Origin of the sequence: Myroides sp. JBRI-B21084, from assembly GCF_030545015.1 — a bacterium.
Taxonomy (GTDB): domain Bacteria; phylum Bacteroidota; class Bacteroidia; order Flavobacteriales; family Flavobacteriaceae; genus Flavobacterium.
Window position 1 is genome coordinate 1,462,905 of the sequence record NZ_CP120653.1, and the last position, 25,562, is coordinate 1,488,466.

The window sequence follows — 25,562 nt, forward strand, 5'->3', positions numbered from 1 at the left end:
TTTCTTGACCTTATATGGACCTTAAAATAAATAAAAAAGATTTAGTTTGGGGGTATTTTGCTCAATTTTTTTCTATAGCTTCTGGTATAATAGTTCTTCCAGTCGTTTTAAAATTACTTAATGCTGAAGAAGTTGGTTTAAATTATTTGATGTTAACTACTGGTAGTTTAGTAACACTTTTTGATTTTGGTTTTGCTCCTCAGTTTGGACGCAATATTACTTACATTTTTAGTGGTTCTCAAAAACTCTTGAAGGAGGGAGTCTATGAAAACAATACACAGCAAGGAGTCAATTATAAATTATTGTTTGTAATGATTCAAACAGCAAAGTTTTTATATAGAAGACTATCCATATTCATATTGGTAATTCTATTAACATTTGGAACCATTTATATCTATAAAATCACAAATGGTTTTACAACAATTAAAAATTCTTTATTTATTTGGTTAACCTATTGTATATCCATATATTTTAACATGTATTATGCCTATTACTCTTCATTGTTAAATGGAAGAGGTATGGTTACTGAATATAGAAAATCGTTAGTGTACTCAAAAATTGCTTATACTGTTGTAGCGCTATCGTTGTTATTTATGAATTTTGGATTAATAAGTATTGTTATCGCTAATTTATTGACCCCATTTGTAGTTAAGTTTTTTTCTCATCGTTACTTCTTTAATAAAGATTTAATTAAAAGTTTAGAGAATTACACGGCTACTAAAAAAGAAAAGTTAGAATTATTAAGCATATTATGGCATAATGCTAAAAAACTAGGATTGGTATATATAGGTAGTTTTGCAATAACTAAAATAGGTATGTTTATTGCTGGTTTGTATCTTTCTCTTAATGACGTAGCTTCTTACGGATTGATGGTTCAATTAGTAAGCTTAATTGCTGTGGTTTCAACTACAATAAATACACTATATCAACCAAGAATATCTTCATTACGAGTTTTAAATCTAAAAGATGACTTATTAAAAGAGTTTTCATATACTGTTGTGATTTTTAAAATTTTGTTTTTAATAGGTTCGATTTTGTTTATAGTCTTAGGAAATGAAATGTTGGTACTTCTTGGATCTGATACTACTTTACCCAATAACTTAATAGTTTTTTTATATTGTCTTGTTGTATTTTTAGAAACAAATCATTCTCTGTTTTCATCATTTTTAGTAACTAATAACGAAATTCCCTTTGTAAAAGCAACATTGGTTGCTGGAGGAATTATTACTTTGTTGTCTTACGTTTTTCTTAAATTTTTTGATTTCGGACTAATAAGTGTTATTATCGTGCCTTTATTTGTTCAATTAGCTTATAATAATTGGAAATGGCCTTACGAAATTTGTAAGTTCTTTAAAATTTCATACTACGAATTTAATAAAGTTGGTTTTTTAAACTTAATTTCGCATATTAAAATCATAATAAAAAGACCTTATTAATGATAGTAACTGAAATGATAAATAGAGTGTTTAATTTGATTTTGGATGTAGCGAAATATGCTATGACTAAAATAAAATATCGATTCCCAAAAGTTTTGTCAATTGAAGAAACACTTGATGTTGTATTGTCTGAAAAGAAATCTTTTGTAAGATATGGAGATGGCGAGTTTAATCAGTTATCACAAATTTCGATAGGATTTCAGGATGGCGATGAAGCTCTATCTAAAAGATTGAAAGAAGTTCTAAATAGTAAGTCCACTACTTGTTTAATATGTATTCCCGGTAGTCTACATACATTTACTGGAATGGAATGGAAATCAAGGTTAATGTGGATGCACCTTATTGGTAAATACTACAAAAATTATTATTTAAATTTAAATTTTAATACAGTTTATCCTAATTCTCTAATAACGCGTCCATATATGGATTTGTCAAACAAAAATAGGGCGGTAACAATTTTTAACAAATTGAAGCAAATTTGGAACGGACGAGAAATTATAATAATTGAAGGAGAACATTCAAAACTTGGTATTGGAAATGATTTGTTTTCAAATGCAAATTCAATTAAACGTTTGATTACAGCAAGTAAAAATGCATTTATTAAATATGATTTAATATTGTCTGAAGTGGCAAATTACGATAAAAATTCATTGATATTGATAGCCTTAGGACCAACTGCAACTGTTTTAGCTTATGATCTCGCTAATAAAGGTTTTCAAGCTTGTGATGTTGGTCACATTGATGTTGAGTATGAATGGTTTTTACAACAAGCAACCAAAAAAACTGCAATAAATGGTAAGTTTGTTAACGAAGTAAGTACAAGCATACCAGAAACTCATATAAATGATGCTGCTTACGAAAGACAAATTATTTCAAAAATTTTATAAACAGTATCGTGATGAGTAAGGTAGCTGTAATAATTCCTGTTTATAATACTGCAGAAAAAATTCTCAAGAGAGCATTGGATTCTTGTATTAATCAATCTTATACCAATTTTGAAATTATTGTTGTAAATGATGGAAGTACTTCATCAATAACAAACGATACGTTAGTTTTTTACCAAAAAAACTACGCACAGCTATTTAAAGTACATAAAATTGAAAATATTGGAGCATCTCTTGCTAGAAAGTATGGACTAAATAAGTGTACCTCTGAGTTTGTTTTTTTTCTGGATGCAGATGATTACATCGAAAAAAATGCTTTGCAAAAAATAGTAGAAACTCAAGCTGCGACTCAAGCTGATGTGGTTGTAGGTCAATTTTATTTAGTTGACGACAACACTAAAGTAGATGGAACAAACTATCAATTGATAGACGATAGTAATGCTATAATAAAATCTTTTTTAAGTAGTAAACTGCCAATTACATTATGGCCAAACTTGTATAGAAAATCAATATTAGAATCGATACAATTTTATGAGTTTGTGGTTGGAGAAGATATGGTTATCAATGCTCAAATTTTTTCTAAGCCAGGTATAAAAGTAGAAGTAATACAAGATAAAATTTATAGTTATTATAGACATGATGCAAGTTTAACTCGCTCAGTTAGTCAAGAGAAAACCACACAAGGGTATAATGCATTTCTAAAAAGTTTAGAAATTGTAGAGTTAAATCATAGGGGATTAGCTATTGATAATGAGCTTTGTTTATATAAATTAAACACATTTTATGCTGCTTTGATTTTGAATTTTAATAAATGCGATGAGTTGCTTGAAAATATTAATAATAGTAATAAATTAGTAATTTTGCAGGCGTTAAAACAAATACCAAAGTCTAAAAAGATAATTTTGTATCCAGTAATACATTTTCCATTTTTATTAGAACTTGTAAAAGTCATTTTAAATTTTTTAAGACGAATTAAATAAATATTTAATGAAAAGTAAATTCATCAGTTTTATCGTATTGCTACTTTTTATAGTAGCACCATTTATTCAATCAGATACAAGTGATGAGTCGCAACCAGATGTTTTATTGAGTTTACCACCAATTATTAGTAGTGTTAGTTTTTACCTAAGATGGATAATTATTGGAGTTTTAGTACTGTATTTTTTTTTAAATAAAAATAAAGTTGCCGATTATTTTACAAAATATAATTTTCTGTTCGTTTTGTTTTATTTTTTTCCAATGCTCTATGCTGGCGCAACCTTAACCGATTTTCCTCGGTATATTTCATTGTTTTTACTGGCGTTAATTCTTCCAATTGTTATTACCAGCCAATTTCATAATAATAAATTTTTTTTTAAGCATAATAATTTAAAAAAAGTAATTCTATTTTTTATAATTATATCAATAATTGTAAGTTTTCAAACAGTGCTTTCGGGTTTAAGATTTCAAGGTATTTTAGGAAATGCTAACATGTATGGTATCTCTGCTGTTTTTTGGATGTCTATATTACAACTAGGTAAGAAAACAAGATTCAATTTATTTTTAACTGTTATTACATTTATCACAATTATCTTAAGTGGATCAAGGGGGGCTTTATTAGCTGCTACACTAGTAATCTTCTTTTCTTATTTTAATTACATAAAAAAATTATTAATTGGAACAGTATTAATTTTATTTATTTTTACGATAATTTCAAGTTTTATAAATCTTGATTTTATTTTTAACAGATTTAATAATATCTCTGACTCAGCTAAAGAAAGTGGTAGGCAAGAGATATGGAATAAAGCATTTCACTATATTGATCTAAATCCACTAGGAAACGGAATGAATGCACCATTAGAGTTAATAGATACTGGTAATATTCACAACTGTTATGTACGATTTTTATTAACAATGGGGTATCCTTTCACAATTTTAACATTACTTTGTTTGTTGATATTGATTGTTTTTGTTGTTAAAGATAAAAAAGTCCCTAAACCATTAGTTGGATTCTTGTTTGGTTACGTATTAGCTAACTATGGTGAAGATTTCTTTATAGGTGTTGGCTCATCAATGTTTATTTATGTGGTAATGACTATTGGATTGATTTCGTTTTATAGTCTTAAAAAAGAAGAATTATGAGAACCTCATTATTGTATTTGTATAACTTTTTAAATATTTTTTTACCTGATACAAAATTCTTTAAATTTAAAGTTTTTATGTTAAAATTAGCTGGAGCAACTGTTGGAAAAAATGTAAGAATTTGTTCATCAACTAAAATACTAGGAAACGGAAAACTAACAATAGGAAATAATACATGGATAGGTCATGAATGTATGATAATTTGTTCTTCCAGTATAACAATTGGAAATAATGTAGACATCGCCCCAAGAGTTTACATAGGAACCGGAACTCATATTATTGATGTAAATTCAAAAAATATTGCGGGTGAAGGAATAAGTAAAGATGTCATAATCTGCAATGGATGTTGGATTGGTGTAAATTCTACTATTTTACCAGGTGTGATGTTAGAAGAAAAAGCGATAGTTGCTGCTGGTTCAGTTGTTACTAAAGATGTTTTAACTTTTTATTTAGTTGGTGGTGTTCCTGCTAAACCAATAAAAAAAATAACTTAGCCTATGAAAGCCGTTTTTTTAATTATAGATTACGTACCGCATCAAGAGTTAACAATTAGAAAGTTAGCTGAAGAGCACAATTGTGAAATATTAGCTTACCATGTAGCAAGGTTTAATAAATCTGTTCCAGAAATCAAAAATTTTAAAACTTCTTTATATACCGATAGTTCTAAAGAAATTATTCTTAACACTGTTATGCAATTTAAACCAGATGTTGTAGTTGTAGCAGGTTGGATGATTAAAGAATATATTTGGGTTGCCAAAAAACTAAGAAGTTCTCTAGATGTGCCTGTCGTTAGCTACTCTGATACGCAATGGTATGGTACAATTAGACAGAAAATTAATGCATTAATCAGTCCTTTCCACGTTAGAAAAGCATTCTCACATATCTGGGTTGCAGGTTTATATCAATTTGAATACGCAAGAAAATTAGGTTTTAAAAAAGAAAATATAATTTTAAATTCTTTAACTGCCGACGTTGATTTGTTTCGAAAAATATGTCTTGAAAATAAAGAAAAAAAGTATCCAAAAAACTTTCTATATATTGGAAGATTTTCTCCAGAAAAAGGATTGGATGTCTTAGTTGCAGCTTGGAACGAAATATCAAATAAAAAAAATTGGACGTTAACATTAATAGGTGATGGGATTTTAAAAGAGAAATTTTTAGGTGAAGACTCCATCATTGTTAAAGACTATATGAATCAAAAAGAGTTACTATTAGAAATTGAAAACTCAGGTTGTTTTGTATTGCCGTCAATTGTTGAGCCATGGGCGCTTGTACTTCATGAAGCGGCAGTTTCTGCTTTGCCAATTATATGTACTAATGTTTGTGGCGCTGCACCTCATTTTGTAATCGATAATCACAATGGATTTAAAGTTAATCCTAATAATGTTAATCAGATGAAGGTAGCATTAGAACGTATTATCAGTATGGATAATAAAAAGCTTCTTGATTTTTCTCTTAAAAGTCGCGATTTAGGATTGCACATAACACCAGAAATTTCAATTAGCAGTTTAAAACAACTTGTAAGATAATATATGATTCTATTAGATGCAATATATATTAATAATAGCGGAGGAAAAATACTTCTAGATTATCTTATAACTAAATTTGAAAGTGAAAAACTTTCGGTTTTTTATTTGCTTGATAATCGGGTTAAAAATAATCATCCAAAAATAAATGATAGAGAGAACATTTTTTATTTAAATGCTAGTTTACTAGATAGACATAAATTTTACAAAAAAAATAAAAATAAATTTTTAAAAATTTTTTGTTTCGGTAACCTTCCTCCGTCAATTAGAACAAATGCTGTAGTTTACACTTATTTTCATCAAAAGCTTTTTTTGGAAATCCCAAAACGAATAACGTTTAAACAAAAGTTAGCTTTTATGTTGAAATCAACGGTTTTTACTTATTTTAAAAAGAATACTGATTTTTGGTTGGTTCAAACAAAAGCAATGGAAGAGAGTTTATCTAAAAAAATGAATTTTAAAAGTTCCATTTTAATTATACCCTTTTATCCAGAATTAATTAGTTCTGATATTGTTATTAGAGATTCTAATTCTTTTTTATATGTTAGCTCTGGAAGTGATCATAAAAATCACAAAGTTCTTTTAGAAGGATTTAAACATTTCTATGATGAAAATAATTTAGGAACTTTGCATCTAACCATTGATGAAAGTTTTACAGAATTAAACCAAATCATTAATGAATTAATTAAAAGTGGATATCCTATTATAAATCATGGCTTTGTTGAGCAATCAAAATTGATAAACTTATATAAATCATGTACATTTGTAATTTATCCGTCACTATCGGAAAGCTTTGGTCTTGGAATAATTGAAGCATTGGAAAATAATTGTAAGATTATAGGGGCAAATTTACCCTATACATTTGCAGTTTGCGAGCCTTCATTAATTTTTGAACCTAATAGTTTTGAAAGTATAAGTGAAAGTTTTAAAATTGCTTGCCATACTGATCTCAAGGTATCAAAACAATTGGTTTTTAATGAAATAGATAATTTAATAAAGTTGTTAAAATAATTACTATGAAAATCCAAAATAAAACCCTATTAATAACTGGCGGTACAGGTTCATTTGGAACGGCTGTCCTTAACCGTTTCTTGCATACAGACCATTTTAAAGAAATTAGAATTTTTTCTCGTGACGAGAAAAAGCAGGATGATATGCGAAACCTTTACAAAAACGACAAAATTAAATATTACATTGGTGATGTAAGAGATTTTTCTAGTGTTGAACCAGCAACAAGAGGAGTGGATTATATTTTTCATGCGGCTGCGTTAAAGCAAGTACCATCTTGTGAATTTTTCCCAATGCAAGCTGTAAAAACGAATGTTGAAGGAACACAAAATGTTATTCGCGCAGCAGCTAGTAATAAAGTGCAAAAAGTAATTTGTTTGTCAACCGATAAAGCGGCGTATCCTATCAATGCGATGGGTATATCTAAAGCAATGATGGAAAAAGTAGCCGTTGCAGAAGCAAGAAATCTTACCGATACCGTAGTTTGCCTTACTCGTTATGGAAACGTAATGGCTTCAAGAGGTTCGGTAATTCCGTTGTTTTTAAATCAAATTCAAAAAGGTGAACCAATTACGATAACAGATCCGAATATGTCTCGTTTCTTCATGTCATTAGAAGATGCAGTAGACTTAGTCTTATTTGCTTTTGAACATGCGAACCCCGGAGATTTATTTGTAAACAAAGCACCTGCAGGAAGCATCGGTGATTTGGCAAAAGCTTTAATTGAATTAACAGGTAAAGAAGTTCCTGTAAAGGTAATCGGAACACGTCACGGCGAGAAATTGTATGAAACTCTTTGTACCCGTGAAGAGATGATAAAAGCCGAAGATATGGGAAATTTCTACCGTGTTCCTGCCGATAACCGAGATTTAAACTATGCAAAGTACTTTTCTGAAGGGGAAGAAGATGTTTCAAAGATTGAAGATTATCATTCTCATAATACAGAACAACAAGGAGTTGAAGGGCTTAAAAAGCTGATTTCAACTTTGCCTTTAATCCGTAAAGAAGTGTTTGGAGAAGATGTGATGCAGTATCCTTATTAATAAGGCGAAATTCTTTTAACGCCAATCTACGCAAAAACATTCGCATTCATCCGCGATAAAAGTAAAATTTATTTAACGCAGATGTCCGCAGACTAAATTTTAATAAGCGATATTTTTTAACCGCAGATTTACGCAGAAAATATTCGCGTTCATCAGCGATAAACAAAGAAAAATAAAAATATTCGCGTTCATCCGCGAGAAATTAAAAACTTATCAGAAAGGAAACTAAAAGTGTGGATATGCTATTAGAAGGTAAAAAACATCAAGATGAAAGAGGAATCATTACCTATAATAATGATTTTGACGCTTCAAAAATTAAGCGGATTTATACTATCGAGAATCATTCTACAGAATTTATTCGAGGTTGGCAAGGCCACAAAATAGAACAAAGATGGTTTGCCTGTATGAAGGGAAGTTTTGAAATTTCGGTTATTCAAATAGATGATTTTGAAAAACCTTCAAAAGATGGAATCATAACAAAATACTTTTTAGCAGAGGATGTTCTAACGTATCTGCATGTGCCAGCAGGCTGTATAACTGCCATTCAGGCAAAGGAAAATAACAGCAAGCTTTTGGTTTTATCCGATTATGCAATTGGTGAGATTAATGATGAATACAGATTTGAGGTGAATTATTTTGATACATATAATCAGTGATTTGCAATAAGTTTTAATAATTCATTACAGAAAAATATAAAAATCTATTATTAGTTACGAATAATTAACGATTGTTAAGAAATATATAATATGAGTACCCAATCCCCAATTTCCAATCCCCAATCTCTTAAAAAGATTGGTATCACCGGTCAAGATGGTTTTGTAGGAAAACATTTATACAATACATTAGGTTTAAAACCGGAAGAATTTGAACGTATTGAATTCAATATCGCATACTTTCAGAATGAACAATTGATGGATGAATTTGTAGCTCAATGTGATGTTATTGTACATTTAGCTGCTATGAACCGCCATCCCGATCCTGAGGTTATCTACCATACCAATATTGAATTGGTAAATAAATTGATTCAATCTTTAAATAACACGGGTTCTAAAGCACATGTATTGTTTTCTTCTTCTTCTCAGGAAGAAAGAGATAATTTGTATGGAAGATCAAAAAAAGAGGGTAGGAAATTACTAATCGATTGGGCAGAACAATCGGGTGGTAAATTTACAGGATTAATTATTCCAAATGTGTTTGGTCCATTCGGACAACCAAACTATAATTCTTTTATCGCTACTTTTTGCCACAAACTAACCCACGGTGAAACACCGTATATTGATAATGATGGGGAAGTGAATTTAATTTATGTAGGTGAATTGGTGAAAGAAATCATCGATCAAATACAATCTAAAAAAAGCAATTATTTTTACGAAATCCCTTATACCGCTACTAAAACAGTGTCGGAAGTTTTGTCATTACTTTGTGATTATAAAACGAAATATTTTGATGGAGGTGAAATCCCAACAATCAATAATACCTTTGAGCACAACCTATTTAATACCTACAGATCTTATATCGATTATAAAACACATTTTCCAGTAAAATTTACCCAACATACAGATCCACGTGGCGCTTTTGTTGAAGTAATTCGTTTGGGGATTGGCGGGCAATGTTCTTTTTCAACCACTGTTCCGGGGATTACCCGCGGAAATCATTTTCATACCAGAAAAATTGAACGTTTTGCGGTAATCAAAGGAAAAGCTTTGATTCAATTGAGAAAAATCGATACCGATGAAGTATTGGATTTTTATTTAGATGGTAATGAACCGGCTTATGTAGATATGCCGATTTGGTACACCCACAACATCAAAAATATTGGAGAAGAAGAATTATATACCATTTTTTGGATCAACGAAGCTTTTAATCCTGAAACCGCAGATACGTATTTCTTGGAAGTGTAAATAGAAATATTGTTAACTATGATTTTTCACGCTGATTTTATTTGTTTTTTTTAAGGCTCTAATCAACGCGGATTTACGCAGATGGAATATAGGTCAAAAATTGTTATAATTGCAGATTCATAAATTTAAAAAATGTTTATTATGCATGAAAACGATTTATCATATATAATTCGGGGATGTATTTTCAAGGTTTATAATGCTACAGGACCTGGTTTATTAGAATCTGCTTATGAAATGGCTTTAGCTTATGAACTAAGAAAATCAGGACTAGAAGTTGAAACTCAAGTAGGATTACCCTTTCAGTACGAATCAATACAGCTAGATTTATGTTATAGGTTAGATATTTTGGTAAACAAAAAAGTAATCATAGAAATTAAATCGGTAGAATCGCTTACTGACGTCCATTTTAAACAATTGACAACATATTTGAAATTGGCAGATAAAAGGTTAGGAATATTGGTTAATTTTAACACATCAAAAATTGATAGTTCTATCAAACGAATTGTAAATAATCTATAATCAAAATCGTAAAGATAAAGTCGGTATTTGTAATGTATTAGATACATAAAATTTTATCAGCGGGAATTAGCGGAAAAAAATGAATATCCGCGTTTATCCGCGAGAAAAAAAAGATCAAGAAATGAAGATGTTAGAGTTGATCAGCGATAAAAAATAAAAATATCCGCGTTCATCCGCGAGAAAGAAAAAAATATTTCACGCAGATATCCACAGGCTAAATTTTAATAAACGATACTTTTTTCCGGAGATTTACGCAAAAATATCCGCGTTTATCCGCGAGGAAATAAAAAACATTCGAGTTCATCCGCGAGAAATAAAAAAAAATGAAAAAATTAAAAGTAATGACGGTGGTAGGAACCCGTCCTGAAATCATCAGATTATCACGAGTATTAATGGCTTTAGATGCTTCGAATGCAGTAGAGCATATCATTGTTCATACTGGACAAAATTATGATTACGAATTAAACCAAATCTTTTTTGAAGATTTAGGGCTTCGTAAACCGGATTATTTCTTGGAAGCAGCCGGAAAAACAGCGACAGAAACCGTAGGGAATATTTTAATTAAAATAGATCCATTATTAGAAGAATTAAAACCCGATGCATTTTTGGTGTTGGGTGATACGAACTCTTGTTTATGTGCGATTCCTGCAAAAAAACGTCACATCCCAATCTTTCACATGGAAGCAGGAAACCGTTGTTTCGACCAAAGAGTACCTGAAGAAACCAACCGTAAGATTGTGGATCACACCGCAGATATTAATTTAACATACTCTGATATTGCCAGAGAATATCTTTTAAGAGAAGGTCTTCCTGCCGATAGAATTATCAAGACAGGTTCGCCTATGTTTGAAGTTTTACATCATTATCTTCCGCAGATTGATGCGTCGAATGTTTTAGTAAAACTTAAATTAGAGGAAGGTAAATTCTTTGTAGTATCTTCACACAGAGAAGAAAACATCAATTCTGAAAAGAATTTTAGAGGATTAATGGCTTCTTTAAATGCAATTGCAGAAAAATACCAATATCCGATTATCGTGTCAACACATCCGCGTACTCAGAATATGATTGATAAAATGCAGATAGAGATGCGACCTGAAATTCAGTTTTTAAAACCATTGGGTTTCCATGATTATAATGCATTGCAAAAAAGAGCCTTTGCCGTATTATCAGATTCGGGTACCATTTCAGAAGAATCTTCTATATTGAATTTCAGAGCTTTAAATATCCGTCAGGCACACGAACGCCCAGAAGCTATGGAAGAAGCAAGCGTAATGATGGTTGGTTTGTCTCCCGAAAGAATTTTACAGGGTTTGGTACAATTGGAAAAACAAATTGTTGGAGATAGAAGTTTACTAATTTCTAATTCCAAATCTCCAATCCCTAATTTTAGACCCGTTTCGGATTATTCGATGCCGAATGTGTCTGAAAAAGTGGTGCGTATCATTATTTCTTATACAGATTATATTAAAAGAACCGTTTGGTCGGAAGAAATTTAAAGATGAACATACTGTTTTTAACTTTAGTTGAAATTAATTCTATAGAAGATAGAGGTATCTATCATGATTTGTTACGTAAATTTCGTAACGAAGGTCATGATGTAAACATCGTTACTCCCGTTGAAAGAAGAAAAGGGATTTCAACAAATTTTTGTCAAAAAGAAGGTGTTTCAATTCTTCAAGTTAAAACTTTTAATATTCAAAAAACCAATATCATTGAAAAAGGTATCGGAACTTTGGCTATCGAATATCAATATCTTTCTGCGATTAAAAAACACTTTTCTAACAAAAAATTTGATTTGGTTCTATATTCTACACCACCTATTACTTTTGCTAAAGTTATTGAATTTGTAAAGAAAAGAGACCATGCAAAATCGTATTTGCTTTTAAAAGATATTTTTCCACAGAACGCTGTTGATATGTTTATGCTTAAAAAAAATAGTTTTTTGCATAAACAGTTTGTAAAAAAGGAAAAAAAACTTTATCAAATTTCTGATACTATAGGATGCATGTCTCCTGCAAATGCAAATTTTGTTTTAGAACATAATCCCGAGATTGAAGAAAGCAAAGTTGAGGTGAATCCGAACACTATTGAGCCCAAAGTTTTTATTAGTTCCAATGAACAAAAAAATGCTATGCGTAAAAAGTATGGAGTACCTATTGATAAAAAAGTATTAGTATATGGAGGTAATTTAGGAAAACCACAAGGTTTAGAATTTTTATTAGATACTATAAAAAGTACAATTAATAAACATGCTTATTTTTTAATTGTTGGTGATGGTACTGAATTTATAAGAATTAAAAAATGGTTTGAGAAAATAAATCCTACAAATGCAAAATTAATACAACGTTTACCGAAAGAAGATTATGATAATTTACTTGTAACTTGTGATGTTGGATTGATTTTTTTAGATAAAAATTTTAAAATACCTAATTTTCCTTCCAGATTACTTTCATATTTAGAGATGAGAATGCCGGTAATTGCAGCTACAGATTCTAATACTGATATTGGAGATATTATTGAAAAAGCTCATTGCGGATATAAGGTAATAGCTGGAAATCAAGAAGAAATGCAAAGAAAATTAAATTTCTTATTAAACCAAGATTTAAATAAATTAGGTGAGAATGCAGAGAAATTATTATTAGATGAATATACAGTTGACAAATCATATAAATTGATTATAGAAAAAATAAAATAATGTACAAAAACTATTTTAAACGCCTTTTTGATTTTTTTGCAGCCTTTTTTGGGTTGTTATTACTCAGTCCGATATTTATAGTAGTGATGATAGGTTTGTATATTGCCAATCAAGGTAAACCATTCTTTTTTCAAGCACGACCAGGTAAAGACGAGCGCATTTTTAAAATTGTTAAGTTCAAAACTATGAACGATAAAAAAGATGCACAAGGCAATCTGTTATCCGATGCCGACCGTTTAACACCGATAGGCGCATTTGTACGTAAAACCTCGTTAGATGAAATTCCGCAGTTGATTAATGTATTAAAAGGCGATATGAGCTTAATAGGACCACGCCCTTTGTTGCCACAATATTTACCTCTCTACAATGAAACACAGAAACGCAGACATAACGTGCGTCCCGGTATAACAGGTTGGGCACAAGTGAATGGTAGAAATGCCATAACATGGAAAAGAAAATTTGAATTAGATGTGGAATACGTAGATAATTTAAGTTTTATAATGGATGTAAAAGTGTTCTTGATGACCTTTAAAAAAGTTTTTAAAAGCGATGGAATCAGTCAAGAGGGGCAAGCAACAGCTGAGGCTTTTAATGGAAATAATTAGAATATAATATTATGAAAGATATAGCAATTTTTGGAGCTGGTGGTTTTGGACGTGAAGTTAAAACCATTATTGATACAATTAATCGTAAAATGCCCAATACCTATAACTTTATTGGTTTTTACGATGATGGCATTGACAAAGGAACTATTGTAAATGGTTATCCAGTCTTAGGGGGAATCAAAGAATTAAACGAATTACGGACTGCATTATGTCTAAGCGTTTCAATTGGAGATCCAAAAATTAAAAAGATTATTTTAAATAAAATTGATAATCCTAATATCGTTTTTCCTGCAATTATTCATCCAAATTCATCAATTTCTAATGAAGATGTTGAAATTGGTAGAGGTTCAATTGTTTGTGAAGGAACAATACTTACTTGCAATATTAAAATTGGAGAGTTTGTTATTTTTAATTTAATGTGTACGGTAGGACATGATACGATTATTGATAGTTATTGTGCTTTTATGCCGTCTGTTAATATTTCCGGTGAAGTTCATATTAAAGATAGTGTCTATGTAGGAACAGGTGCAAAGATAATTAATTTGTTAAATATAGGCGAGAATACAATTATTGGTGCTGGGGCAGTTGTATCAAAATCATTACCTGCGAACTGTACTGCAGTAGGTATTCCGGCCAAGCCTATAAAATTTCATGAATAGGTGTACTATTGGTACTGGTGCAGTAATTATTAAAGATGTTCCAAATGGTGCAACGGTTATTGGCAACTCAGGAAAAATAATTAAAACTAAAGATGTCTCGCTTTTATAAATAACTAAATTTGCACAAAAGATAAACAACATGAGCACAAAAATATGGCTTTCTTCCCCACACATGGGCGGAAACGAACAAAAATATGTAAACGAAGCGTTTGAAGCCAATTGGGTAGCACCTTTGGGGCCAAATGTAGATGGTTTTGAAAAAGATTTAGAACATTTTTTAAATGCCGATGTGAACGTAGCAGCACTTTCGGCAGGTACGGCTGCTTTGCACTTGGCTTTGGTACAATGTGGCGTTGTACACGGAGATGAAGTCATTTGTCAAAGTATGACGTTTTCGGCTTCGGCTAACCCTATTGCGTATTGTGGGGCAACACCTGTTTTTATCGATTCAGAAATAGATACGTGGAACATGTGTCCAATTGCATTGAAGGAAGCCATTGAAGAGCGCATTGCAAAAAGCAAAAAACCTAAGGCGATCATTGTAGTACATTTATACGGCATGCCGGCTAAAATGGATGAAATTTTAGCAATTGCAAATCAGTTTGATATTCCGGTGATAGAAGATGCAGCAGAGGCTTTAGGTTCTACTTATAAAGGCAAAGCTTGTGGTACTTTTGGTCGTTTCGGAATTTTGTCGTTTAACGGTAATAAAATCATTACTACTTCGGGTGGTGGAGCTTTGGTTTGTCATACACAAGAAGATAAAGACAAAACCGTTTTTCTTTCAACCCAAGCGCGCGATAATGCACCTCATTACCAACACAGTGAAATTGGGTACAATTACCGTATGAGTAATATTGTAGCGGGAATTGGTCGCGGACAAATGGAGGTATTATCGAGTAGAGTAGCTGCACGTAGAAAAATGCACGATTTCTATACAGCACTTTTTAAAGATATGGATGGAGTACAAGTGCTTACGGAACCTTCTTCAGATTTCTATTCCAATCATTGGCTTTCTGCAATTGTTGTAAATCAGGAAATCACAGGAAAAACGCGAGAGGATTTGCGTTTAGCTTTGTTGGAAGATAATATTGAATCACGTCCGTTATGGAAGCCAATGCATCAGCAACCAGTTTTTGCAAATGCACCTTATTACGGAACCGATATTTCTGAAAAATTATTTAACAATGGACTTTGTTTACCATCGGGGTCAAATTTAACAGATGAAGAACGAGAACGCATTGCTTTAAAAATACAAGAATTCTTTTCAAAATAACCCACACCGACCGAAATAACCTTTCGGTCTTTTTTTACCCTAATTTAACTCCTTTAAGCGATACAGTTCTCCAATTCATAATTTCCCCTCTAAAGGGAGGTAGTGGGGAATATTTTCAGCTTTCCCCATTTCACTTGTTCACTTGTTCACTTGTTCCCCATTTAACCAATTCAACGCAAAACCACATCAATAAAAGTAATTACTCCAATTATTAATATAAGGCTAAGTGATATTTTTTTAAATTGTTCTTGTGGAATATAATTCAGAATTTTTTTACCAATTGCGGTACCTACTATTCCAATTACTATTAAAAAAGGTACATAAATTAAGTCGTGTTTATGAATATAACCGTTGTAGTAATAAACAAATGTTCGTGAAAAATCTATTAAGAAATCAATAAAAGCAGAGGTAGCAATAAAAACCGATTTTTCTAAATTAAATGCAGCCATTGTTAACCCTCTTATAGCACCTCCTGTTCCTAAAAGTCCTGCAGAAAACCCTGACAAACTACCGCCTATGAGTGCGTTTCGTTTTAACGGGGGTATAATCAATTCTTTTTTTATTAAAAACAAAAGTGCTAAAGCAACTAAAAATATACCTAGAAAAACTTTAAGGAACGAATTGTCAAATACCTTTGTGAGTAGTCCACCTATAATTACAAAGAGCACCGATGGAATTCCAATATTAATGAGAAGCTTTTTGTCGAGTCCTTTTTTGAACAATACAATTTTGCTTAAATTACTGGAAAGATGATAGATAGCGGTTAGTCCCAAAACCGATTCAAAATCGAAATAAAAATTGGCAATAGGCACAAAAAATACAGATGAACCAAAACCACCTATCGTTCCAAATACTTCAGCAAGTAACGATAAAAACAGAAAAAAATAACTTATATTTTTCATTTGATTGTTTAGGTTTTTAGTACTATTCTTAAGTTTAACACGAAATATGTATAGTATTTGGTTTTTAAAACAGGAACTTTAAGTTCAATTTTATCAAAATCTATACTATTTATAGTATCCTAATTTACTAAAAATAAGAAAACAAAACCTTATTTAATCAAACTAAAAATAGAAAGCAAACGTAGTTTATTAATTCACTTTAAATTATTTAAATAGTTCATCTATTGTAGCTTCTAAATCGGCACCTTTTAATCCCTTTGCAATAATTTCTCCTTTATCATTAAGTATAATAGTATAAGGAATGCTGGTTAGTTTAAATGTTTTTAATAAAGGTTCGTCCCATCCAATTAAATTTGAAAGGTGAAGCCACTTTAGCTGTTCTTTTTTAATGGTTTTAATCCATTGCTCTTTATCATTGTCTAACGAAACGCCGACAATTTTTAAGCCTTTACTTTTATATTTTTTATGCAGATTTACTAAAACAGGGTATTCTTCATTACAGGGTGCACACCACGATGCCCAAAAATCAACAATTGTATATTTACCAAGATTTTTGTATAGTGTTTTAGTTTTATTTTTAGTGTCTGGAAGTTCAAAATCTATAATTTTAGCACCAATTTTTATTTCTTCATATGCTTTTAAAAAATGTGCTAGTTTTTTACCTTCTTCACTGTTTTTTTGTTCATCATTTAAAACAGCATACAATTTACCCCAATGTGTATATAGTTTTTCTTCAAAAACATGTTTTAATTTTTGTTTAATTAAAACATTTGTATAGTCGTTATTTTTATTGTTTACTATAAAATTAAACGTTTCTATATCCTTTTCATCTTTAACAGCAGCAACTAAATTGTGATGGTTTGTATATGCGTAGCGTTCTTCAAAAGTTAAATGAGAAGGATTTTTAATTTGTGGTTTGTTTTCAATTAATTGTGCTAATTTATCATTTAAAGGTTGCATATGATTTTCAAAAGCAGCTAAACCTTCATTAATTGACGCTCCTTTAATAGTATAGGTATTACTGCTTAATAAGTAATTAATTGTTGTTTTACCTTTAGTATTGTAAAGTTTTAAATTGAAATTAGGAGTTTCTTTACACGAAATATAAATAAGTTCATTTGTTTCGGGTAACGTAAAATTTATTTTGTTTTGATTTATTTGTACGCTATCGGTAGTAACCCATTCGTAGTTTTTAAGTTGTTTTAGGTAAAATGTGTTTAAATTTTTGTTTTCTTGTAAATCAACTTGAATTACATGTTGGGCATTTATATAAATGGGTGATAGTACAAATAAATATTTAAAATAATTAGGCATAGGTATAAATAATAAAGTCGGTAACAATGTACCGACTTTATTTTATATTTTCAAAAAAATTATTTTAAAAGTTCTGCAATTTTAGCATCTAGCTCAGCTCCTTTTAAATCTTTTGCAACAATTGTTCCGTTAGCATCTAAAATAAATGTTGCAGGAATTGCTTCTACTGCATATTGTTTAGCAATTGGATCTTCCCAGAATTTTAAATTTGAAATTTGTAACCAAGTTAATTTATCATCGGCAATAGCTTTCATCCAAGCATCTTTTTCTTTATCTAAAGAAACGCCAATAATTTTTAAGCCTTTGTTTTTGTATTTGTTGTAAAGTGCAACTACATTAGGGTTTTCTTTACGACAAGGACCACACCATGATGCCCAAAAATCAATAATAGTAGCTTTTCCTAAGTTAGCTAATAACGATTCTGTTTTGCCATTTGGAGTGCTTGCAGAAAAATCAGGAGCTTTTTGCCCAACAGCTACTTTTTGTAAGTTTGCTTGACTTTCTTTAAGATTTGCTTCCATTTTTTTTAAATTGTCTGCAAATTCTTTTCCTTTTTTGGTGTTTTTTACATCAGAACTTAAATCGTTAAAATATTTTTTAATTTCTTCTTGTTTTAAAGCATCAGACATTGCTAATTGCGTTAACAACAATAATGAAATATACGAATCTTTGTTTGTTGTAATGAATTTTTTGTTTTGATCAACGTATTTATTTTGGATTTTTGAAATTTGATCCATTAATGATTGCATAGTTGCTTGATCGCCTTTTTGTTGTGCGTCCATGAATTTAGCTTGATTTTGTTGCTGAAAATCCATGATTTCTTTTTGAATTTTATATGCTTCTTCGTTGTAAGAAGTCATTAAATCGTTATTTTTAGTACCCGTAACTTTTACTTCTTGTGGTTTAGCTTTGTCAAAAGTAAATGTAATTGAACCATTTTCTACAATGAAAGGAAACATAAACTCTTGTGTTTTTCCTAATTCAATAAAGTATAAATCGGTTTCTGGTGTTTTTTCACTTTTATATTCAAAAGTACCGCCTTTAATTTCTGTTGAATCTATTTTAGTAAAGCCGTTTTCGTTTTGTTTATTAATATAAACTTTTGTTCCGTCTACTAATCCTTTTACTTCACCTTTAATAGTGTATCCATCTTTGTTACATGATACTAAAGCTGCTGCAGTAAAAGCAAGTGCAAATAATTTTTTCATTTAAAAATAGTTAATTTAATTTTGGTGTAAATGTATAAAATTTAATGTTAATAAAAATAAAAATTAATTAATAGCGTTTAAAAATAGTAAAAACCATCCAACAATTAACAATAAACCCCCAATGGGTGTAATAGGGCCTAGTATTTTAATTTTTTTGTTTAAAGCGCTGCTAATGCACAACAAATAAATACTAAAACTAAATAATAATACGCCTAATGTTATTGTGTAATATATAAGTGTTTGGTATTTAGTTATATAGTTTGTGTTGAAACCAATAATTAAAAGTAGTAAGGCATGATACATTTGGTATTTTACACCAGTTTCAAAGTTTTTAAGTTGTTCTTGATTAAAAATTTTTTTTAGTGCATGTGCACCAAAAGCTCCAAAAACAATGGCTGTTGCACCAAATATAGTTGCTGTTGTTATAAATATGTTCATAGTTAGTTTAAAGTTAATTCGCCCAAAATTTCTTCAGACATGAAAGGGCCTCCTGGATATTTAGCAGTATAATCTAAATTAAGCCATACTTGTCCGCGTTCATCAATGTGGTAATGTATGGTTTTGCCTTTTGCTTCTTTTACAAACAAAACTTCTTTAATTAGGTAGATGATGTTTTCTAAGTCGTGTTTTTTTCCAATTAACATTTCGGGGTACATGTGTTCTTTTGTGTGAATAAGCCGTGGGGTACCACCAATTGCCCTAATGGAAGCTGCCATTAATATAGAGTGATCGTCACAATCGCCTGAAAAATGTTGTAACGATTCTGATGCCGTTGCAATATATTCTCGGTTTTTTGGATCGTTTACATAGTTCCATTTATTTTGAATTTCTTTAAAAATGGCAAAACATTGCACTATTTGTCGGTATTCTTTTACATTCCTAAAATGTTTGGCAGTGGCACCTACAGCAAAATTGCGCACGCGTGGATTATCGTATTCTATTGCATTTAAAATTTTTGATTTATTTGGAAAAGGTAAAAGTTTAGATACAATAATATCTTGTGGATTAGGATTATCACTCATAGCGTAAATCATGGATCTGTAATCTTCAAATACCGATTTAAAGCCATAGCCCGTAAATAATGTTCCAAACAATAAAACAAAAAGGTAAACTACAATTGCAAAAAACAAAAAACGTTTAACGTAATGTAAAGCATAAGTAATGAAAGCAGTAATTAATACAAAAATTAAAACGCGATCTAAATGTAAAGGCCATTCAGGGTCAATTAAATTTTGATGCATTATAATAAATACCGGAATTAAAATTAAAACCGTTAACAATAAAATTATAATAGTAGCCCACGGCTTAGGTAAACTAAGCTGGTTTAATACGCGTAATAATTTTATGTTTGGTGCTTTCATTAATGTTTTTTAAACAACTACTTCTTCGTAATTAAGTGTTTGGTTTATGATATTATACTTAAGTAATTGATTTATAATTTCGGTAAACTGATTTTTTGTTGGTTTTTTTTGTGCCCATTTTGTAATTTGCAACCATTGCTGTATATCGTTTAACTGTTGGTTGTACTTAATAGCCAAGGTTTTATCAATACTTGGTATCATTTTAAATTCGGCAGTTGTTTGGTTTATAGTTTCTAATAAATGTGCAACTAAAGCTTTGTTTTGATTGTAAAATTCTTTTCTAGCAACAATCATAAAACAAGGCCAAGGTGTTGGGCAAACGCCAATTCGCTTAAAAATACCTTTATCTACAATGGGTTGTGTCATAAATTGTTCCCACATAAAATAATCGGCTTCACGATTAGTTAAAGCATCAACAGCTCCGTTTAAAGTGTTTACAATTTGAAATTGAATGGAGTTAAAATCCCAATTTTGATTGGCCGCATTTACATACGTCATAAGTTCGGAACCAGAGCCATAGCGCGATATTGCAGCTTTTTTACCATATAAATCGGCAACCGTTTCAAAATTACTTTGTGCATTTACATGGATGCCCCATTGCAAAGGCGATTGTACAAAAGTTTGTAAAATAACAGCTTCATTACCATTTGCAATATCTTTTAAAATACCTTCGGTTAAAATAACGGCTAAATCGGTTTGGTTATTACGCAGCATTTCACACATTTTACCAGTGCCTTCGGGTATATCGTTCCATTGTAAATCAATTCCAACTTCGTTAAACAAGCCTTCGTCTATGGTTAAATGCCAAGGAAAATTAAAATGTTCAGGAACACCAACTATTTTTACAGTTTTCATTTTTGCAATTTAATTTACGTAAAAGTACTATTTTAATTTATTTTGTAACAATGTTAACAACGTTTCGTATTTTGTTAATTCAATTAATTGTTCGTTGTTTGTTGCGTGGTCTATTAATTTATTGAGCAGATCTGTAGCTATTAACAATTTTTCTTTTGCTAACATAGGTTGTTTGTTGGCAATTGCAGATATAACTTCTTGTGTTTGTTGGTGCAGCGTTTGTAAATTCAAAATAGTAAAATTTAATGATACAAAAATAAGCTTTATATATAGTTTATGTATATTTGATTATCAAAATTAATTATTAAAAAATGGCAAAAAAATTAACAAGTTTAGATGATTTAGGTGGATTTGTTTTTTCTACCAATAAAGATTTCGATCTAAACCAACATAACGAAACAGAGGAAACCTTGCCACCTAATGAACAATTACTAGAGGCACATTTAGATAAAAAAAACCGCGGAGGTAAAGTAGCAACTGTTATTAAAGGATTTGTTGGTACTGCCGATGATTTAAAAAATTTAAGTAAAGATTTAAAAACGCTTTGTGGGGTTGGTGGTAGTGCCAAAGATGGCGAAATTATTATTCAAGGTAATTTTAGAGATAAAATTATGGATTACCTTAAAAACAAAGGCTATAAAGTAAAAAGAGTAGGAGGTTGATATGATGGGTATAAAAGAATCGGAACTTATATTAAACGATGATGGCAGTGTGTACCACTTAAATATTTTACCTACCGATATTGCCAACGATATTATTTTTGTAGGCGATCAGGATAGGGTTGAAGCCATTACGAAACATTTTGATACCATTGAATTTACAAAACAAAAGCGTGAATTTAAAACCCAAACAGGTACCTATAAAGGCAAACGCTTAACGGTGATATCAACAGGTATTGGCCCTGATAATATTGATATTGTTTTAAATGAATTAGATGCTTTGGTGAATATTGATTTTGAAACCAAAACGGTAAAGCCTAATGTAACTAGTTTAAATATTGTTCGTATTGGAACTTCGGGTGCGTTACATGATAGCATTCCGGTTGACTCCATTCTTATGTCGACTTTTGCAATTGGTACCGATAATATGCTTAGAAGTTACAGTTTACAAAATGTTGTTGCGCATGAAATGGAAGAACGTTTTGTAAAACATACCAATTGGCAATTAACCAAAGGCTTGCCTTATGCTATTGAAGCAAATCTAGAAATGGTTAATAAGTTTAAAAGCAAAGAAATGTTTGAAGGTATAACCATAACAGCGCCTGGTTTTTATGGTGCACAAAGCAGGGTTTTGCGTTTGCAACTAAGCGATGAACATTTTATGGATACAATTGATTTGTTTGAATACAACGGATTTAAAGCAACTAATTTAGAAATGGAAACCGCTGCCATTTACGGTTTATCAAAATTATTAGGTCACAAAGCAGTTTCGTTAAACGCTATTGTTGCAAACCGTAAATTGGGTAGTTTTAGTAAAGATCCTTATAAAACGGTTGATTATTTAATTGATTATGCATTACAAAGAATAACTAGTTAAGCAAAAAACACTTGCCATGGCAAGTGTTTTTTGTTATTCATCTTCTGCAAATCTTGTAATTTCTCTTTCGTAAAAAGCACCGGCTAAATCAATTAAACGATCCATTTCTTCTTTAATTTCTAATTCTTCCGATTCGTCTAACTCTTCTAAAAATTCAATATCTTCCGTTTCTAAATCAATTATAAAACGAGGGTATTCTAAGTGAATTACGAATAAATTATTTGGGAAGTCGGTATTGTCTGCTAAAACAAATTTAGGTAAATCCATTGTTTAAATATTAATGTTTGAATATCTTTTTGATAAATAGTGAAAGCGAAGATACGAAAAAATTGCGGCAACTGTTAACCCAGCCAATAATCCGTACCAAATACCTTCGGCTTGTAAATTGGTATATAAACCTAAGTAAATACAAAGCGGAAAACCAATTACCCAATACGATATAAATGTAATAATCATAGGTAAATTAACGTCTTGTAAACCACGTAAGGCACCTAAAGCTGTTACTTGTATACCGTCTGATATTTGAAAAATAGCAGCTATTAGTAATAGTTTACCAGCAATTTGTATCACTTCTTGGTTTATTAATTGTTGATCTGGATTGCTGTTATCTAAAAACAATAAAGGAATATAGTTGTGAAATAATACAAAAAATAAAGCAAACCCTGTATACAAAATAAAGGTCATAAGCATGATAGATTTTGCTACGGTTTCCATTTTATTGTAATCTTTTAGTCCTTTTTGGTTGCCAACACGTATCATAGCCGCTACGCTTAACCCTGAAGCAAACATAAAGGTCATGGAAGCCATTGAAAGAGCAATTTGATTTGCTGCTTGCGACGTAGTTCCTAACATACCTGAAAGCCACACAGCACCTGTAAATAAAGCAACTTCAAACAACGATTGCATTGATGAGGGTACACCAATTGAAGTGATGTATTTACTCATTTTAAAATTGATGTCCTTTAAAGAAATGTTTTCTAAATACGGTTTAAAAATTGGTAAACGAAAAATAACCCAAACAAAATAGATAAGCATTACCAAACGCGAAATTAATGTGCCGTAAGCAGCCCCCATCATACCCATTTTGGGGAAAATCCACACACCATAAATAAGCAAATAATTAAAAAGTACATTTACAATATTTGCAATTAAGGTAGCATGCATAGAATATTTTGTTTGCGATTTCCCGTCGGCAAATTGCTTAAATCCTTGGTAAATTACAAGCGGAATTAATGATAAACCAACAATATCTAAAAAAGGTTTTGCCATTTCTGATACTTCTTTTGGTTGATTCATTATATCAATAAACGGTTTGAAAAAAAACAAAACAGCAAATAAAATAATTCCCAAAACGGTACATAAAAAAACACCATTTGCAAAAACGCTTCGTCCTTTAAGTGTATCATTTTCAGTGTCAGCGGCAGCAACTAACGGAGTTATAGCAGTTGAAAATCCTATTCCCACAGACAATGCTATGAAAACAAAACTATTGGCTAGTGACGCAGCAGCTAATTCGGTAGCGCCAATTTTTCCAACCATAATATTATCAATTATACCCACAATAGTGTGGCCTAACATAGCTAATATAATTGGATAGGCTAACTTAAAATTATAACCAAATTCTTGCGTATACTTTTTAAGAGTCATTTTATTTTTTTTGCAAATATACTTACTCATTGGCACAACAGTTGAATCTATTTTATAAAAATAGCTTATATGAAAAAGATTTTTTTAGTAGTTACAACATGTTTTACATGTTTGTTTGCTTTTAGTCAAACGGAGTACAATAAAGGTTACAGACTTGGTTTAGGTTTAAATGCAGGTTTATTAACTAATGATTATTATGATTACAGCTTAGGAGTTGATGTGCGTTTACAATATGATTTTTCTCAAAAAAAATCGATTACCTTAACCACAGGATACAATCATTTTTTTAATGAAATGGAAGATGAAGGAATGGTACCTGTGAAATTTGGTTTAAAATATTTTTTAGGCAATAAATTTTATTTAATGGGTGAAGCAGGTGCAGCCATAGGAGTTGTTGGCGATTTAAATAATTCATTACTATTAGCGCCAACTTTTGGATATGCTACTAAGTACATTGATGCCAGCATAAGATATGAAAATTATAATGATTATGTAACCGATCAAATTGCATTAAGATTAGCATATGGTTTTAAATTAAATAAGAAAAAGTAGTATATTTGAAATAAAAAAATGAAAAAAATTGTATCAATTAGTCTATTCTTTCTATTTAATTTAATTTTTATGTCGTGCGGATGTTCACAAAATTGTTTGAATTCCGAAAAAGCTACATCAACGCAAATCATGGAAAAATTAAATAACACAACCTGGGTTTTATCTAAATTAGATATTCAAAACCGTGATTTTATTCCAACAGAAAATCAAAAGGAACTAGTATTAAATTTTTCTGATGGGCGTTACGGTTCTAACGACGGATGTAATACGTTAGGCGGCGATTTTAATGTTGAAGATAACAAAATTAGTTTTGTAAACGGAATTTCAACCATGCGCTTTTGTGGCGATGAAATGAAACATTTAATTTATAGTGTGCCTTTTGGAAAAATAAAATCGCTAAAAATTAATAAAAATCAATTACAGTTTTTTGATGCTGATAAACAATTGATTGCTACTTATTTAAAGAAAAATTTATAATTAATTAGTTTATATTTTTTTGTGAAAGAGTTTGGTT

29 protein-coding genes are annotated in these 25,562 nt (G+C 30.6%); 20 read left to right on the forward strand and 9 right to left on the reverse strand.

The genetic code is table 11. From position 1 onward, the window contains the following. The first annotated feature begins 14 nt into the window (after positions 1-14). The 16 genes from wzx to P3875_RS07175 all read left to right on the forward strand — a co-directional run bounded on the left by wzx (position 15) and on the right by P3875_RS07175 (position 15,673). Entirely contained in the window at positions 15-1,436 is a 1,422-nt protein-coding gene (wzx, locus tag P3875_RS07100; RefSeq protein WP_303443263.1) for an O-unit flippase-like protein, read from the forward strand. Further along, entirely contained in the window at positions 1,436-2,323 is an 888-nt protein-coding gene (locus tag P3875_RS07105; protein ID WP_303443264.1) for an SP_1767 family glycosyltransferase, read from the forward strand. Before wzx ends, P3875_RS07105 begins: the two co-directional genes overlap by 1 nt. An 11-nt stretch (positions 2,324-2,334) precedes the next feature. Continuing rightward, positions 2,335-3,300: a glycosyltransferase family 2 protein gene (locus tag P3875_RS07110; protein WP_303443265.1), complete on the forward strand. Its 966-nt coding sequence runs from the start codon at positions 2,335-2,337 to the stop codon at positions 3,298-3,300. A 7-nt stretch (positions 3,301-3,307) separates the two neighbouring features. After that, entirely contained in the window at positions 3,308-4,441 is a 1,134-nt protein-coding gene (locus P3875_RS07115) for an O-antigen ligase family protein (protein ID WP_303443266.1), read from the forward strand. Then, positions 4,438-4,935, forward strand: a complete 498-nt coding sequence (locus P3875_RS07120) for an acyltransferase (protein ID WP_303443267.1) — start codon at positions 4,438-4,440, stop codon at positions 4,933-4,935. The genes P3875_RS07115 and P3875_RS07120 overlap by 4 nt, the downstream gene beginning before the upstream one ends. 3 nt (positions 4,936-4,938) lie before the next feature. Continuing rightward, positions 4,939-5,970 carry a glycosyltransferase family 4 protein gene (locus tag P3875_RS07125; RefSeq protein ID WP_303443268.1) on the forward strand — a complete coding sequence of 344 codons (1,032 nt, stop codon included), beginning with the start codon at positions 4,939-4,941 and terminating at the stop codon, positions 5,968-5,970. A gap of 3 nt (positions 5,971-5,973) precedes the next feature. Beyond that, a complete protein-coding gene (locus tag P3875_RS07130) occupies positions 5,974-6,978 on the forward strand; it encodes a glycosyltransferase (RefSeq protein ID WP_303443269.1) in 1,005 nt (334 codons plus the stop codon). 5 nt (positions 6,979-6,983) lie between these two features. Beyond that, positions 6,984-8,018, forward strand: a complete 1,035-nt coding sequence (locus P3875_RS07135; protein WP_303443270.1) for a polysaccharide biosynthesis protein — start codon at positions 6,984-6,986, stop codon at positions 8,016-8,018. 239 nt (positions 8,019-8,257) lie between these two features. Continuing rightward, positions 8,258-8,674 (forward strand): WxcM-like domain-containing protein, encoded by a 417-nt coding sequence (locus P3875_RS07140; protein WP_303443271.1) that lies wholly within the window; start codon positions 8,258-8,260, stop codon positions 8,672-8,674. A 90-nt stretch (positions 8,675-8,764) separates the two neighbouring features. Further along, positions 8,765-9,919 carry a polysaccharide biosynthesis C-terminal domain-containing protein gene (locus tag P3875_RS07145; protein WP_303443272.1) on the forward strand — a complete coding sequence of 385 codons (1,155 nt, stop codon included), beginning with the start codon at positions 8,765-8,767 and terminating at the stop codon, positions 9,917-9,919. Positions 9,920-10,051: 132 nt separating this feature from the next. Further along, a complete protein-coding gene (locus P3875_RS07150) occupies positions 10,052-10,438 on the forward strand; it encodes a GxxExxY protein (protein WP_317622824.1) in 387 nt (128 codons plus the stop codon). Positions 10,439-10,761: 323 nt separating this feature from the next. Next, complete coding sequence (wecB, locus tag P3875_RS07155) at positions 10,762-11,934, forward strand: non-hydrolyzing UDP-N-acetylglucosamine 2-epimerase (protein WP_303443273.1); 1,173 nt, start codon at positions 10,762-10,764, stop codon at positions 11,932-11,934. Positions 11,935-11,936: 2 nt separating this feature from the next. Further along, entirely contained in the window at positions 11,937-13,133 is a 1,197-nt protein-coding gene (locus tag P3875_RS07160) for a glycosyltransferase family 4 protein (RefSeq protein WP_303443274.1), read from the forward strand. After that, positions 13,133-13,738, forward strand: coding sequence for a sugar transferase (locus P3875_RS07165; protein WP_303443275.1), 606 nt, complete (start codon positions 13,133-13,135; stop codon positions 13,736-13,738). The genes P3875_RS07160 and P3875_RS07165 overlap by 1 nt, the downstream gene beginning before the upstream one ends. A gap of 11 nt (positions 13,739-13,749) precedes the next feature. Next, positions 13,750-14,397 (forward strand): NeuD/PglB/VioB family sugar acetyltransferase, encoded by a 648-nt coding sequence (locus tag P3875_RS07170; protein WP_303443276.1) that lies wholly within the window; start codon positions 13,750-13,752, stop codon positions 14,395-14,397. A gap of 139 nt (positions 14,398-14,536) precedes the next feature. Then, a complete protein-coding gene (locus P3875_RS07175) occupies positions 14,537-15,673 on the forward strand; it encodes an aminotransferase class I/II-fold pyridoxal phosphate-dependent enzyme (protein ID WP_303443277.1) in 1,137 nt (378 codons plus the stop codon). Between the two features lie 170 nt (positions 15,674-15,843). Here the strand turns inward: P3875_RS07175 and P3875_RS07180 are convergent, their stop codons facing one another. From P3875_RS07180 to P3875_RS07210, 7 genes are all read right to left on the reverse strand, one after another. Then, positions 15,844-16,575: a sulfite exporter TauE/SafE family protein gene (locus tag P3875_RS07180; RefSeq protein ID WP_303443278.1), complete on the reverse strand. Its 732-nt coding sequence runs from the start codon at positions 16,573-16,575 to the stop codon at positions 15,844-15,846. A 204-nt stretch (positions 16,576-16,779) separates the two neighbouring features. Beyond that, on the reverse strand, positions 16,780-17,889 hold the full coding sequence (locus tag P3875_RS07185) for a TlpA disulfide reductase family protein (protein WP_303443279.1): 1,110 nt from the start codon (positions 17,887-17,889) through the stop codon (positions 16,780-16,782). A gap of 59 nt (positions 17,890-17,948) precedes the next feature. Next, a complete protein-coding gene (locus tag P3875_RS07190) occupies positions 17,949-19,097 on the reverse strand; it encodes a redoxin domain-containing protein (protein WP_303443280.1) in 1,149 nt (382 codons plus the stop codon). A gap of 63 nt (positions 19,098-19,160) precedes the next feature. Further along, positions 19,161-19,535 carry a DUF423 domain-containing protein gene (locus P3875_RS07195; protein ID WP_303443281.1) on the reverse strand — a complete coding sequence of 125 codons (375 nt, stop codon included), beginning with the start codon at positions 19,533-19,535 and terminating at the stop codon, positions 19,161-19,163. A 2-nt stretch (positions 19,536-19,537) separates the two neighbouring features. Next, positions 19,538-20,458, reverse strand: a complete 921-nt coding sequence (locus P3875_RS07200) for a transglutaminase domain-containing protein (protein ID WP_303443282.1) — start codon at positions 20,456-20,458, stop codon at positions 19,538-19,540. Between the two features lie 9 nt (positions 20,459-20,467). After that, positions 20,468-21,313, reverse strand: coding sequence for a substrate-binding domain-containing protein (locus P3875_RS07205; RefSeq protein WP_303443283.1), 846 nt, complete (start codon positions 21,311-21,313; stop codon positions 20,468-20,470). 27 nt (positions 21,314-21,340) lie between these two features. After that, positions 21,341-21,544 (reverse strand): hypothetical protein, encoded by a 204-nt coding sequence (locus P3875_RS07210; RefSeq protein ID WP_303443284.1) that lies wholly within the window; start codon positions 21,542-21,544, stop codon positions 21,341-21,343. Positions 21,545-21,624: 80 nt separating this feature from the next. On the opposite strand from P3875_RS07210, the gene P3875_RS07215 reads away from it, so the two are divergent. Together P3875_RS07215 and P3875_RS07220 are read left to right on the forward strand one after the other, a co-directional pair. After that, entirely contained in the window at positions 21,625-21,975 is a 351-nt protein-coding gene (locus P3875_RS07215; RefSeq protein ID WP_303443285.1) for a translation initiation factor, read from the forward strand. A gap of 4 nt (positions 21,976-21,979) precedes the next feature. Next, positions 21,980-22,849 carry a nucleoside phosphorylase gene (locus tag P3875_RS07220; protein ID WP_303445428.1) on the forward strand — a complete coding sequence of 290 codons (870 nt, stop codon included), beginning with the start codon at positions 21,980-21,982 and terminating at the stop codon, positions 22,847-22,849. A gap of 33 nt (positions 22,850-22,882) precedes the next feature. Here P3875_RS07220 and P3875_RS07225 read toward each other — a convergent pair whose 3' ends face one another. After that, positions 22,883-23,116 carry a hypothetical protein gene (locus tag P3875_RS07225; RefSeq protein ID WP_303443286.1) on the reverse strand — a complete coding sequence of 78 codons (234 nt, stop codon included), beginning with the start codon at positions 23,114-23,116 and terminating at the stop codon, positions 22,883-22,885. Between the two features lie 3 nt (positions 23,117-23,119). Beyond that, a complete protein-coding gene (locus P3875_RS07230) occupies positions 23,120-24,496 on the reverse strand; it encodes an MATE family efflux transporter (protein WP_303443287.1) in 1,377 nt (458 codons plus the stop codon). Positions 24,497-24,565: 69 nt separating this feature from the next. Here P3875_RS07230 and P3875_RS07235 point away from each other — a divergent pair, with 69 nt between their 5' ends. After that, the gene (locus P3875_RS07235; protein ID WP_303443288.1) at positions 24,566-25,048 is read left to right on the forward strand and encodes a hypothetical protein; all 483 of its coding nucleotides are present in this window, start codon (positions 24,566-24,568) and stop codon (positions 25,046-25,048) included. A gap of 18 nt (positions 25,049-25,066) precedes the next feature. Further along, positions 25,067-25,525 carry an META domain-containing protein gene (locus P3875_RS07240; RefSeq protein WP_303443289.1) on the forward strand — a complete coding sequence of 153 codons (459 nt, stop codon included), beginning with the start codon at positions 25,067-25,069 and terminating at the stop codon, positions 25,523-25,525. Positions 25,526-25,562: the final 37 nt, after the last annotated feature.